16 protein-coding genes and 1 riboswitch are annotated in these 12682 nt (G+C 53.1%); of the genes, 8 read left to right on the top strand and 8 right to left on the bottom strand.

Features of this window, described 5'->3' with window-relative positions; all coding sequences use genetic code 11:
• The 7 genes from thiD to TJ79_RS00255 form a co-directional block, all read right to left on the bottom strand.
• Positions 1 to 729: bifunctional hydroxymethylpyrimidine kinase/phosphomethylpyrimidine kinase (thiD, locus tag TJ79_RS00285; protein ID WP_040948282.1), on the bottom strand; the 729-nt coding region annotated here is incomplete at its 3' end.
• Positions 726 to 1538: a hydroxyethylthiazole kinase gene (gene thiM, locus TJ79_RS00280; RefSeq protein WP_040948281.1), complete on the bottom strand. Its 813-nt coding sequence runs from the start codon at positions 1536 to 1538 to the stop codon at positions 726 to 728. The genes thiM and thiD, both read right to left, overlap by 4 nt.
• A gap of 89 nt (positions 1539 to 1627) precedes the next feature.
• A riboswitch (TPP riboswitch) is annotated at positions 1628 to 1737 on the bottom strand.
• A 46-nt stretch (positions 1738 to 1783) separates the two neighbouring features.
• Positions 1784 to 2815, bottom strand: coding sequence for an ABC transporter ATP-binding protein (locus TJ79_RS00275; RefSeq protein WP_040948280.1), 1032 nt, complete (start codon positions 2813 to 2815; stop codon positions 1784 to 1786).
• The gene (locus TJ79_RS00270) at positions 2812 to 3738 is read right to left on the bottom strand and encodes an ABC transporter permease (RefSeq protein ID WP_081756603.1); all 927 of its coding nucleotides are present in this window, start codon (positions 3736 to 3738) and stop codon (positions 2812 to 2814) included. Before TJ79_RS00270 ends, TJ79_RS00275 begins: the two co-directional genes overlap by 4 nt.
• Positions 3735 to 4592, bottom strand: a complete 858-nt coding sequence (locus tag TJ79_RS00265) for an ABC transporter permease (RefSeq protein WP_052339130.1) — start codon at positions 4590 to 4592, stop codon at positions 3735 to 3737. Before TJ79_RS00265 ends, TJ79_RS00270 begins: the two co-directional genes overlap by 4 nt.
• A complete protein-coding gene (locus TJ79_RS00260; RefSeq protein WP_052339131.1) occupies positions 4559 to 5632 on the bottom strand; it encodes an ABC transporter substrate-binding protein in 1074 nt (357 codons plus the stop codon). Before TJ79_RS00260 ends, TJ79_RS00265 begins: the two co-directional genes overlap by 34 nt.
• A gap of 79 nt (positions 5633 to 5711) precedes the next feature.
• A complete protein-coding gene (locus TJ79_RS00255; RefSeq protein WP_040948278.1) occupies positions 5712 to 6542 on the bottom strand; it encodes an alkaline phosphatase family protein in 831 nt (276 codons plus the stop codon).
• A gap of 369 nt (positions 6543 to 6911) precedes the next feature.
• Between TJ79_RS00255 and TJ79_RS00250 the strand changes: the two genes are divergently transcribed.
• The 8 genes from TJ79_RS00250 to TJ79_RS00215 all read left to right on the top strand — a co-directional run bounded on the left by TJ79_RS00250 (position 6912) and on the right by TJ79_RS00215 (position 12313).
• Positions 6912 to 7157 carry a DUF2249 domain-containing protein gene (locus TJ79_RS00250; RefSeq protein ID WP_040948277.1) on the top strand — a complete coding sequence of 82 codons (246 nt, stop codon included), beginning with the start codon at positions 6912 to 6914 and terminating at the stop codon, positions 7155 to 7157.
• Positions 7158 to 7246: 89 nt separating this feature from the next.
• Complete coding sequence (locus tag TJ79_RS00245) at positions 7247 to 7579, top strand: hypothetical protein (protein ID WP_040948276.1); 333 nt, start codon at positions 7247 to 7249, stop codon at positions 7577 to 7579.
• Between the two features lie 13 nt (positions 7580 to 7592).
• Positions 7593 to 8156: a DUF2249 domain-containing protein gene (locus tag TJ79_RS00240; protein WP_040948275.1), complete on the top strand. Its 564-nt coding sequence runs from the start codon at positions 7593 to 7595 to the stop codon at positions 8154 to 8156.
• 19 nt (positions 8157 to 8175) lie between these two features.
• Positions 8176 to 9420 (top strand): cbb3-type cytochrome c oxidase subunit I, encoded by a 1245-nt coding sequence (locus TJ79_RS00235; protein WP_040948274.1) that lies wholly within the window; start codon positions 8176 to 8178, stop codon positions 9418 to 9420.
• A gap of 32 nt (positions 9421 to 9452) precedes the next feature.
• Positions 9453 to 9758 carry a metal-sulfur cluster assembly factor gene (locus tag TJ79_RS00230; protein WP_040948273.1) on the top strand — a complete coding sequence of 102 codons (306 nt, stop codon included), beginning with the start codon at positions 9453 to 9455 and terminating at the stop codon, positions 9756 to 9758.
• A 102-nt stretch (positions 9759 to 9860) separates the two neighbouring features.
• Positions 9861 to 10559, top strand: a complete 699-nt coding sequence (locus tag TJ79_RS00225) for a Crp/Fnr family transcriptional regulator (protein ID WP_040948272.1) — start codon at positions 9861 to 9863, stop codon at positions 10557 to 10559.
• A 37-nt stretch (positions 10560 to 10596) separates the two neighbouring features.
• Positions 10597 to 11592 (top strand): multicopper oxidase domain-containing protein, encoded by a 996-nt coding sequence (locus TJ79_RS00220; RefSeq protein ID WP_040948271.1) that lies wholly within the window; start codon positions 10597 to 10599, stop codon positions 11590 to 11592.
• Between the two features lie 16 nt (positions 11593 to 11608).
• Positions 11609 to 12313 carry a Crp/Fnr family transcriptional regulator gene (locus tag TJ79_RS00215; protein ID WP_238322706.1) on the top strand — a complete coding sequence of 235 codons (705 nt, stop codon included), beginning with the start codon at positions 11609 to 11611 and terminating at the stop codon, positions 12311 to 12313.
• Between the two features lie 64 nt (positions 12314 to 12377).
• Here TJ79_RS00215 and TJ79_RS00210 read toward each other — a convergent pair.
• The coding region (locus TJ79_RS00210; protein ID WP_202903256.1) for a hemerythrin domain-containing protein at positions 12378 to 12682 on the bottom strand (305 nt) is incomplete at its 5' end.

The following is a 12682-nucleotide window of genomic DNA, read 5'->3' as shown; positions in this document are numbered from 1 at the left end:
AGCCTGGATAAACGCCTTCGCCACCGTGACCGCTTCCGGAACAGAACGGCCTTTCGCCAGCTCGGCGGTGATCGCCGCCGCGAAGGTGCAGCCCGTCCCGTGGGTATGGCGAGTTTCCCGGCGAGCGCTCTTGAACTCGTGGAAATCCCGGCCATCGTACAGTAGATCTACGGCCTCTCGCTCATCGGACGGAGCGTGGCCGCCCTTCATGACGACGTGCTTGACGCCGTAATCGGCCAGCTTTTTCGCCGCCTCCTTGCGGTCCGCCAGGGTGGCGATCGTCATGCCAGTCAGTACTTCGGCTTCCGGCAGATTCGGCGTTACCACCATGGCGAGGGGCAGCAAATGCCGCTTCACGGCCATGACGGCATCGTCCATAAGCAGCGCAGCGCCGCCTTTGGCGATCATCACCGGGTCGATGACGACGTTCCGCCAGTTGTATTGCCGCAGCTTTTCCGCCACGGCGACAATGATCTCGCTGCTGAACAGCATGCCGGTCTTCACCGCATCGGCGCCTAAATCCTGTCCGATGGCATCCATCTGCTGCTCAACCGCTTCCGGCGTCAGGGGATAAATCCCCTGCACACCCAATGTATTTTGCGCAGTTACCGCCGTGATGGCCGACATGCCGAACACCCGCAGCTCCTGAAAGGTTTTTAAATCAGCTTGAATCCCGGCCCCGCCACCGCTGTCCGAGCCAGCCACCGTCAACGCTCTCGCTATCGTCATCCTTCGATACGCTCCATTCGTCCAAGTCTCATGGTGTCGTCCGTAGATACCTTCGCCAATTGGTTAAGAAACTCAATTTGGAAGCTGCCGGGGCCAAGGTCTGCGGTTTTTGCCGCAGCCAGCTCCGCCGCTATGCCATAGACGACGAGGGCTGCCGCTGCCGCCGCCGCATAATCCGATTCAACCGATGCAAAAGCGCCGATGACGGAAGTGAGCAGGCAGCCGGTTCCCGTTACCTTGGTAAGGGCTGCATCTCCGTTATGAATGACATAAGTCGTCCTTCCATCGGAAACGACATCATCTTTGCCGGTGATGGCTACGACGGAGTTCCACTGCACGGCGGCAAAACGGGCCAGCTCCGTCACGTCGCCGCTGCCTTCTCCGGCGTCGACGCCCTTGATGCTCCACTCCCGGCCGACAACGTTAGCCACCTCGGCGGCATTGCCGCGCAAGATGTCCACCTTCACAATATCCATCAGTTGCCGCGCCGTATTCGTCCGATAAGCCGTCGCTCCCGCTCCCACCGGATCGAAGACGACAGGAACGCTATAGGCGTTAGCCGATGCCCCTGCCAGTAGCATGGCTTGTACCTCCGTCTCGTTCAAAGTGCCGATATTGAGCACGAGAGCTCCGGAAATTTTTGCTACATCCGCCACCTCTTCCTTGGCGTATGCCATGATCGGAGACGCGCCTAACGCTAAGAGTCCATTTGCCGTGAAGTTCGTGACCACTACATTGGTTATGTTGTGCACAAGAGGATTCGTTGCCCTTACCTTGCCCAATAGTTCCGCGATTTTCCGATTGTCCATGCTTCTCCCCGCCTGACTTTTCATATTTTGCATCCACGCGAAAAAGCGCTATGCCTGCAAGATGCAGGCATAGCGCTCTTTTTATAAGCACGTTAAAGCCGTACCCTTCCTACGCTGGCATTATCCAACAGGTTTAAACGGTCTACGGCGAACCAGCCGTACTCTCAGCCTGCTTTCGCAAGCTCCCGCGCGTATGTAATTAGCCTCAGTGTAGGGCAACCGCCGAAAAAATGCAAGATGATCCCTTAACGCAGCACCCGGCACTCTCCGGCGGGGATGGACAACCGAACGCGCTCTCCGGCGCCGATCCGCAAATTTTCCCGCTCATGCAGGCGGTCAACCGTCACCTTCATGCCGGACATATTCACCGTAAACCGTAGAATATTCCCGAGCACCGTAACCTGCTCCACGCTGCCGGTTCCGGCGATTGTTCCAACGCCATTCCCGTCGTCAACTGCCTCCTCCTCCGGCTGAACGCGGATGGATTCCGGCCGCACGGCGAAGACCTCGCCCGCCGGAACCGGCTGAAAACCGCCCGCCACAAGCTCCGGCCTGTCCCATACGTTGTAGCTGCCGATAAACCGGACGACGAATTCGCTGGCCGGCTCGGTATAGATTTCTTCCGGCGTCCCCTCTTGCTCGATAGTTCCGTGGTTCATGACGATAATCCGGTCGGAGATGGTCAGCGCCTCCTCCTGGTCATGGGTGACGAAGATCGTCGTCGTCTTCAGCTTTTTCTGAATCTCCACCAATTGAGTGCGGAGGCTGCGGCGGATTTGAGCATCCAGTGCGCTCAGCGGCTCATCCAGAAGCAGTACCTTCGGCCGCTTGACCAACGAACGAGCCAACGCGACCCGTTGCTGCTGACCGCCGGACAATTGGGCCGGATAGCGGTTTTCTTTTCCTTTAAGATCGATAAGGTCGATCATTTCCTCCACAAGGGGCGCGTATTCGGACCGCTTCATTTTTTCCATTTTCAAGCCGTAAGCAATATTATCGAAAACCGTCAAATTGGGAAACAGCGCGTAAGATTGGAACACCATGCCCACATCCCGCTTTTTCGGTGGCAAGCCCGTAATGTCCCGTCCTCCGATGACGATGGACCCACCGTCGATTTCGTTCAAGCCCGCGATGGCCCGAAGCAGGGTGCTTTTGCCGCAGCCCGACGGACCGAGGAGGGTGAGAAACTCCCCTTCCTCCATGGTGAAATGAATATCCTTCAGCACGGGCTGATTGTGGTAGCTCTTAGTCACATGTTCAATGCGGATGTAGCTCATGCTTCTCCCTCCTCCGAACCCTTGGCGGGCGTATAGCCCTTGGGCTTGCGGTTGCCCAGCTTCAGTACTATCCCCGATAAGATGAAGATCAGCAGAAAATACGTGATCACGATGGCGCTGCCCGTTTGCCCGGATATTTTCATCTCGTTGTAGAGATACATTTGAATCGTTTCATATTGGCCGCCTACCAGCATGTTGGACATGACGAATTCCCCGAAGATCATGGAAAAAGACAGCAGGCAGGCGATGAGCGTACCCGATAAAATATTCGGCAGCACCACCGTCCGAAAAGCGGTCATTTTGGCAGCGCCAAGCACCTCCGCCGCTTCCACCAGCTCTTTGGCGCGGATTGTTAGCAAACTGTTGCGAACGCTTTGGTAAATAAACGGTTGAATCAAAATAAAATAGACGCCGATCAATATCCAAATGGTCCCCGTCAAAGGCACCGGACCGCTGGAATATATTTTGATAAGCCCGATCGCCGACACCACAGGCGGAAAAGCGAAAGGAATGAGTATCGAAATCTGCAGCAGCTTCTCCCACTTGGGAAAATAGACGACCAACACGAAAATGACGGGAACCAGCACGATAAGGGCAATTCCTACGGTAAGGCATCCCGTAAGCAGCGTATGGCCGACGGCCTGCAAAAAGCGCGGATCGCTGAAAATATCGCCATACCACTTGAGCGTATAGCTTTTCGGTAAAATTTCGGTCTGCCATTCCCCGGCAACGGAAAACAGCAGCGTAGCCGCAACGGGCAAAAACAAATAGACAAAGAGCAGCGCCAAAATAAGGACGAACACCCACTTGCCCTTTGCGCCCTGCCCAGATTTTCTAGCAGTGCCGTAGGCGGCACTTCGTACCCGAGTTACATCCGGCGCACTGCTCCCTTTTTCAACACGGTTGGCGGCGGTTGTTTTCATACGCCATTCCTCCTGGACCTGCGGGACATCCACTCATTGATGAACATGGCCGTCAGCATGATAATGGCCATCAGCACGGCTAAGGCGCTGGCCAGTTGGAAATTCGGGAAAATGTCCCCGGAGACCATGCCGGCGATGCGGATTGCCAGAAGATTATAATTGCTGCCCATCAAAGCATAAGCGGTGGCGTAGGCACCGAGAGCATTGGCCATCAGCATGCTGAAGGTGCCCAGTATGCCGGGAAGCATCACCGGCAAGCCGACATAACGCCAAAACCCCCAGCCTGAAGCGCCTAAAAGGGCCGACGCTTCCTTCCAATCGTTCTTGATGGCATTGAAAACCGGATAAATGAGCAGGATGGCAAGAGGGATTTGATAATAGGTATAGATGAGCAGCAAGCCTTTTTCCGAGTAGAGATCGAATGAAGCGAGTGAATGAAGCCCCAGTTTGCGAAACAGCATCGTGAAGGCGCCGCTGTTCCCCAGCATGATGATGTAGGCAAAAGCAAGAGGAACGCCGACGAAGTTGGACGTCATGTTGGACAGCATCAGCATTCGGCTCTGTACCGTTTCCGACATTCGGGTAATCGAATAGCCGCAAACGAGTGCGGCTGCGAGGGCGACGACGCTGGCAATCAGCGCCAGCTTCAAGCTGTTCCAAATCGCTTGGGTATAAAGCGGCGTAGATAAGCTTTTAGCGTACTGGCCAAGGGTAAACCCTTGGCCGTCGCTGTTTTGGAAGCTCATGACGAGCATGCGTAATATCGGTACGAGTTCGAAAGCGCAAATCCAGAGAATCAAGGGAACCAGCGTAAGCAGCATTATTTTATTTTGGATTGCACCTGTTCGAGCCATAATTGCGGTAGCTCCTTTATCGCTTTCTCCCATGCTTTATAATCTTGAATCGGCTTCACGTTCTTGTATTCGTCGTTGTTGATCAGCTTGGCAGACACGTCTTCCGGCAGTTTGACGCTGGAGCGGATCGGACGGGCATAGCCTTTAGCCAAGTTGATTTGACCTTCGTCGCTGAAGATGTAGTTGCGGGCCAGCTTGGCGGCGTTGGGGTTCTTTGCGTTTTTGTTGATGACCGACGCATACCCACTGATGACGCTGCCTTCGGAGGGAACGTGCACTTCGAATTTAGCCGGATCGATTTGATCCCGGTACCCAAGAGCATTGAAATCCCACAGGATGACGACTTGAACTTCGCCTTTTTGCAGGTTCGCCAAAGTCGCATCTACTTTAGAAATCCGGTCCTGCTTAGCCAGATCGGCGAAGAAATCCAGACCCGGCTGAAGGTTGGTTTCGCTGCCGCCGAAAGCGATGGCTGCGGCGAGCACGGCGTTTTGCGCCTGGGAAGCTTTCGTCACGTCGCCAACTACGACTTTGTAGTCGCCGTTTTTCAGATCTGCCCAGCTTTTCGGCGGGTTTTTTACCAGCGATTTGTTGGTCAGGAACGAAATGGTGCCGGTATAGCCAACCATCCAGTCTCCGTCGTCGTCTTTCGCCCAAGCGGGAACGTCGTCCCAATACTCGGTTTTATATTTCAGCGTCAGGCCTTTTTGCTCCGCGATCGGGCCGAAGGAAATGCCGACGTCGCCGATATCGGGCGGGCTGTTTTTCTCCGACTCGAATTTCGCCAACTCTTCGGCGCTGGACATATCCGTGTCCGTATGATTGATATTGTACTTGCTCTTCAGATCATCCCAGGTACCCTTCCAATTGGCCCAGGAATCCGGCATGCCGACGCTGACCAAGTTTCCTTCCTTTTGCGCCAGCGGAAGCAATTCCTTCGCCGTCAGAACGGCGCTATCTTTCGTATCCGCATCCGCTTTGGACGAACACCCAGACATCACCGCTGTAGCGGCAAGAATCCCCGCCAGCACTAACCCCATCTTCCCTGCATGCCTTTTCAATGACTTCTCCACCCTTTTCTCCACCTTTCAACTGGATATGTCTCGTAACCTGTCTATTTCACACCGGAACCGGCTGATAACCTGGAACCGGAATATGAACCATCGCCGGGGACGCCGGAATATCCAGCAGGCGGCAGACCAAGGGTGCTAAAGCCAATTGCGGAAGATATGCCTCCGTGTAATCCCCCGGCTGAAAATCAGGGCCGATGGCGAGAAGCGGCACGTCCCGCACCCCGTCTCCCGTTCCCCCATGATGTCCATCCTCGTTCATTCCATGATCGGACGTAATCAGCAGGGTGTAGCCCAACTTGATCCAAAGTGGCAACAGCAAAGCCAGAATGCTGTCCGCTTTGATCGCTGAGCCCCGATACTGTGCGGAATCTGAAGTGAACTTATGGCCGGTATCGTCAATGTTCATTGAGTGAACATACAAAAAATCAGGAGCGTAAGTGCGGCGCAAATGCTCGGCGTCGGCAAAAAGATGCGTGTCTGGATAATGATCTTCAAAATAGTACATCCCATGCTGAATCGGCTTCGTCTCGTCATGCTGAATCCGGTCGGTGAAATGGTTAAACGGCGCCTGTTGATAAAGCTCACTGACCCAGTAGTACGCAGCGGCAGCGGTTTTCAAACCCCGGTTCGCAGCCAAGTGGAAAATGCTTGGATTATGAGATAAGCGGACAACCTGGTTGGAGGTAATGCCGCTTTCGCAGCTCGGCACGCCGGTCAACAGCACTTCGTACAAAGGCCGAGATAAGCTGGGCAGCTCGGACTTCACCCGATAAAGTGCGGCTTGAGATTTTTCCACCAAGTGATTTAAGTAACCCATGGATGAGCGCATTACATCATAACGAAGACCGTCCAAAACGATTTCAATGACCTTTCCCATTTGCCCCTCCCGGTTCGCCGTATTCCGCCAGCATTCTGCCCTGAAATAACCTTTTCTCATGAAAGGTTAAGCTTCAGGCGGCTGCGCCGATATTTCATACATTCGCTGATGCCGCGACAGCGGCATGTATGTCTTGTATTTGTCTTAAATGGTACGGGCTTGACGCGATTCTATCAATGCGTGCTCCGTAAACTGTCCATCAATTTTCCGTTAATTTCTCATTAAGGAATTGTAAAATATTGGGTTACACATTCCTCTCCTCCGGCTGTTGAAAAGATTTTCAACCCTGTGACGCCAATCACAAATGCCACCAGCAAAATCCGTATACTGAAGCTATAAATGAAAATCATTCTCATGGAGGGAACCCCAATGACAAACGAAGCTTTTGCAGCCACTGTCAACGCGACGGAATATCCGCCCCAACTGAAGCACAAAGTAATTTTTGAAACCTTCAACGGCCTTCAGCCGGAAGAAGCCATGCTGCTGATCAACGACCACGACCCTGTGCCGCTTCGCTATCAATTCGAATCCATGCACCGAGGAGCCTTCACTTGGGATTACCTGGAGCAGGGACCCGATTGGTTCCGCGTCCGCATCGGCAAACTGTCAGTCTGATGTAGCGAAAAAAATCCGATACCCCGACGATTTGGTCCACGGACCTATGCCGGGATGATCGGAATAACAGCAGCAAGGGAGTGATCCTCGTGGCCAACATTCAGGTCATCGATGAACGAACGATCAAAATTCAGACCAGCCTTGAAGACGCCACCGCCATGGTAAGCGCCGCGGCACGGAATATACCGACCTACGCTTCCGACATCGTGACGATCTATGAAAAAATGCCTGAATTCGACTATACCTATTTTTGCTTCTATGCCTACGATAGCGCCGCCTTGTTCGAGCACATGTTGGGCATAGACCCGAAAGCTTATACTTCCTTTTCTCTCGATGCGCCGGATTCGTTCTTCTATGCCCTTTACGGAGGCATGTCGGGGTTATATGAGGAAGCCAAAAGAAGCCTCGCAGCGGGGACTTAAGGAGGACTTTACCGTGGGACAAGAGGGACAAACCATTGAACTGGACGTTCGGTCGGAGCTTAGAAGCAAGCGGGATCCTTTCAAGATGATCATGGACACCGTTAAAACCTTGAACAAGGAAGATACCTTCGTTCTTCACGCCACCCTGAAGCCGGTTCCTTTGTTCGGCATCATGAAGTTGAAAGGCTACGTACACAAAGTCGAAAAGCTGGAAGCCGATCACTGGGTTGTAACCTTCCTGCACAAAAGCCGCAAGCACGAGCTTGGCACTTTGGACGACCATGAGGAAGAATCGAACAACGAAACACCAAAGGTCGAATCCGGGGAGGAAGCGCCAAACAGCCCGTCATCCTCTGGCCCCCAAGTCTATCATCTCGACAACCGGGGCTTGGAACCGCCACAGCCGATGGTTCGCACCCTGGCCAAGCTTAAGGATGCAAAATCCGGCGATGAAGTTATCATTCACAACGACCGGGTTCCAGCCATGCTTCTGGAGGAGCTTAGCTCCATGGGCTATTCCTATCAAATCGACGAGCAGCCGGACGGAAGCGCCCGGGTTCATATTTTCAAAAAGTAAGGAAGTAAGAGGTGCCGCCATGTTTCGTCTGCCGTTTCTGTTCATCGTCACTGGCATCATTAGCTTTACCCTGTTCCAACTCTATTCCTTGGGCGACTTCGCCTCATGGCTGACGACGCTCGGGGATACGCCCCGCTATTCCACCGGCTGGTTCCGTGTACATCTGCTGGTGCTGGGCTGGGGCACAATGATCGCCATGGGCGCGGTCTACCAGCTGATTCCGGTGGTGCTGCAAAACCACAATCTGTTTAGCCGCAAGCTCGGGTTTGTCCACTACGGCTTTTTCGCTGTCGGAACGGCCGGGCTTCTGATCGGGTTTCAAACGATTACCATTCCCGTTATCGCCGCTTTTGCGACGCTGGCCTTTATCGGAATCCTGCTCTTTGCTTTCAACATCGGCATGACTCTCTATCGCGCCAAAAAATGGAACACCGTCACCTTAAGCACCGCATTAGCCGTTGGCTATCTCGTACTCACAGGACTCAGCGGCATGCTGATGGGACTCAATTTCTATTTTCAACAGTGGGGCAACTTCCACGATCAACTGCTGGGCGCCCATATCTGGTTCGGAGCCTTCGGTTGGTTCGGGATGTTGATTACCGGCTTCAGCTATAAAATGTACCCGATGTTCTACCTTTCCCACGGCCACCCGGAAAAGCTGCAAAAAGTCGTCATCGGCTTGTGGAATATCGGCGTGCTGACCGGCGCTTTCTCGTTTCTGTTTGGCGCTCCCCTTTGGCTCAAGTGGTGCGGTTTCGTCCTGATCGCTGCTGCTTTGACGGTTTACACCGTGCATTTGGCTCAAATGGTCAAGCACCGCCACAAAAACGAGCCCGGAGCCGGGATGAAGTGGGCGCAAACCTTATCCGGCGCCATTTCGCTCATCGCAATCATCGTCGTTCTGCTCCTGCCGTTTTTTCCCGGAATCGCTCAAGAACCGCGCCTTTTGGTCATCATGGGCTGGATTTACATCTTCGGTTGGATCGGACTTACGATTCTCTCCTATTTGTCCAAAATCGTCCCCTTTCTTTGGTGGACGCATAAATACGGCCCTGTCGTAGGCAAACAAAAAACGCCGGTAATGTCACAGATGATCAGCGACCGCTATGTCCATATCGCCATCTCCTGTATCGTCGGCTCCTTGTTTCTAATGCTGCTCGGGCTTGGTTGGAGCTTGCCTTATCTTACGTCCATCGGCGGCAGCCTGCTTGCGCTTTGCTCCCTGATTTACGCAGGGATGATTGCCCTAGTTTTTACAAAATAATTTCTCTGCAAAATCTTAAGGAGGGTTAACAAATGGAACTGGAACTCAAAGATGCTGTTTGGGATATTTTGCGAACGGTATACGATCCGGAATTGGGCCTCAATATCGTCGATCTCGGGCTGGTGTATGAGCTTCAAATCGAAGAAGGGAAAGTCTTCATTCGCATGACATTGACGACCCCCGGTTGCCCGCTGCATGACACCATCGTCGGCGGCGTCAAACGTTCGCTGAACGGATACCCCGGCGTGAGCTCCGTGGAAGTCGATCTGGTGTGGGAGCCGGCCTGGACGCCGGAGCGCATGTCTGATAAGGCGAAGGAGCAACTCGGCTTTTTTTAAGCGAACCTCCCCTCTCCCATGGATAGGGCTTTATCTCTTGCGAAATTGATCATGCTATAATGAGTGACAGAAGATCAATTCGTTGGTAGTGGAGGCCCTGGAATGAATGATAATGCCGTAAACCATGAGGAGCTGCTGCGCCTCGTTCCCTTGTTCCGTGATTTGAGCAAGGACGAATTGGAGCGCATCTGGAGTATTTCGATTCAACGGACGTACCGCAAGCGCGCCGTCGTTTTTACCGAGGGTGCAGATAAAGAAAGTGTCTTTTTCATCCAAAAAGGGCTGGTCAAAGCCTACAAAACCGATGAAAGCGGCCACGAGCACATCATTTCCTATTTACGAACCGGGGATATGTTTCCCCACACCGGATTTTTCAATCACGACCCTTACCCGGCGACAACGAAAGCCATCGTCGAATCCCGGATTCTCGCCATCCCGGTGCGCTCCTTCGAAGCGCTCATGATGGACGTGCCAGCCATCGCCGTTAAAGTCATGCGGGTAATGAGCGAGAAAATCCGCGAACTTCAAGACAACCTGCAAAAAATGACCGGCCAGGACGTTCAGGACCGGGGCGTCTCCTTTCTCGTCAAGCTGGCTGAGGATTATGGAACCGAGCGGAACGGAAAAATCCGCATCGATATTCCCATGACCAACCAGGATTTTGCCAACGTCGTGGGTACGACCCGAGAATCCATCAACCGGTTGATCACCCAACTGCGCAAAGATGATTTGATCGAAACGAACCGCAGCGGGTTTATCATCCTGGATCTTGATGGCTTGCGAAATTGGACTCATAAATAAGATCTGCTCATGGCAGCTTTAGCGGAGGGTGTTCATCATGTTGAAATGGAAGACTCATATAATCGTACTTTGCGGATTTTTAGCCATCCTCGCCGGATTGTATGTGTTCCCTCCTGCTCAACTGGATGCCGGCTCCTCCTCCGATGATAAGGAGACAGTAGAAGAGCATATCAACCAGCCTCCCGTGGCCCCTGTCATTACCCGGAAGGGCTCGAATGTATATATCGAGATGACCGCGCAAACGACGGACGTGGAAATTTCCCAGGAAGTTTTCTACAATGCCTGGACCTTTAACGGTACTGCGCCAGGGCCCGTTCTTCGGGTCAAGGAAGGCGACACTCTCCATTTTACTCTGAAAAATAAAGATCCCTTCATGAACCATTCCATGGACTTCCATGCGGTTCACGCCGCCCCCAGTAAAAAATTCATCGATGTGATGCCCGGCGAACAAGGGACCTTTGAATATAAAGCCGACAACCCCGGCGTATTCATGTATCACTGCGGAACGACACCGGTGCTGGCCCACATCGCCAACGGCATGTACGGCATGATCATCGTGGAGCCGAAGAACGGATATCCCACCGACGGAGATGTCGACCGGGAGTATACCATCGTGCAAAGCGAGTGGTACACCGAGCACGATTATGATGCGATGATGAACGGCGAACCGGAGTACGTCGTGTTTAACGGGGATGATTTTACGCTGAAAGATCACCCGTTCCTGGCAAAAGTCGGCGACACCGTCCGTTTCTACGTAAGTAACGCCGGTCCGAACGAAGTTTCGTCCTTCCACATCGTCGGGACGATCATGGACAACGTCTACCTGGATGGGAATCCGAAAAACCGGCTCTACGGCATGCAAACCGTCATGCTCCCAGCCAGCGGCGGCGCCGTCGTGGAAGTGAAGGTAACAGAGGCCGGAGATTATCCTATAGTCACCCATCAGTTCAACGATGCGGCCAAAGGCGCTACCGCCATCCTGCGGGTAACCGAGGACGGCAAAGATAACGGCGACGTGCCCATGAGCCACTAAGATAGGAGGGAATCCTTTGGCCATCGATGCCTGTTGCCATTCCTGCGCCCATGAGAAAGACTCGCCATGCTTATCGAAAGTCCCTCTTTTCAGCAAACTGTCCTCATCGGAACTTGCCGACCTGCAGCCTTTGGTAAGAACGAGGGTTTATTCCAAAGGCGAATTTATTTTTCAAGAAGGAGAAGGCTCCGACTCCCTATTTATCGTAAACAGCGGGACCGTGAAGATCTCCAAACTCTCCGGTGAAGGAAAAGAGAAGATCATCCGCTTTCTCTTCACCGGCGATTTTTTCGGGCAATTCGCTTTACTGCAAGAAAAGATGCATGATTCGCATGCCATCGTACTCGATGACGCAATGGTCTGCAGCATCCGCAGGCAAGACTTTCTCCCTATCATGGAAGCAAACGCAAAGATGGCCCATGCCTTTCTTTTGGCCATGAGCGAACGGCTGCATGAAACCGAAGAATGGATGGGCACCGTCACTCTGCTGGAAGCGGAACAGCGTTTAGCGAAGCTGCTTCTTTTGTTTTTCGGAAAAAACGGCCACAACATGACCTTTGAATTGCCGGTACCCAAGAAAGAACTGGCCGCTCTCATCGCCACCACTCCGGAAACCTTCAGCCGCAAGCTGGCTTCCTTGGAAGAGCAAGGCATCATCGCCGTTTCAAGCAAAAGCATTACGATTCGGGACCTGGAAAGCTTGCAGATGTTGGCGGGTTGAGTCTTTTGGGTGAGTATAAAAAACAGCAGCGATTTTTAATCGGCTGCTGTTTTTTTTATTCAGATTAGTGACTGGAGCAGTTGCAGTCATCTCCGGCGGCCGCCATCCGCTCAATCCGCGGAAACAGGATGTTGTTCTCCAAATGGATATGCTGGAAGAGATCGCTCTCCAATGCCTCCAACTTTTGAAAAGCTAACGTATAGGTTCGGCAAGCCCATTCCGGAAGGCTGTAATCTTGCGTCAATTCGCGCATCGTCTTGAGCAATGCGCCTACGCCGGCATGATCGTCCTCAAGCTGCTGGATGGCGATCTTCGCTTGCTCCAACGTTTCGGGAGACGGATCGGTCTCATAAGAGAGGATGAGAGGAA

Origin of the sequence: Gorillibacterium massiliense, assembly GCF_000455485.1 — a bacterium.
GTDB classification, from domain to species: Bacteria; Bacillota; Bacilli; order Paenibacillales; family NBRC-103111; genus Gorillibacterium; species Gorillibacterium massiliense.
The sequence above is the reverse complement of the archived record's forward strand: the minus strand, read 5'-3'. Positions and strand labels throughout refer to the sequence as shown.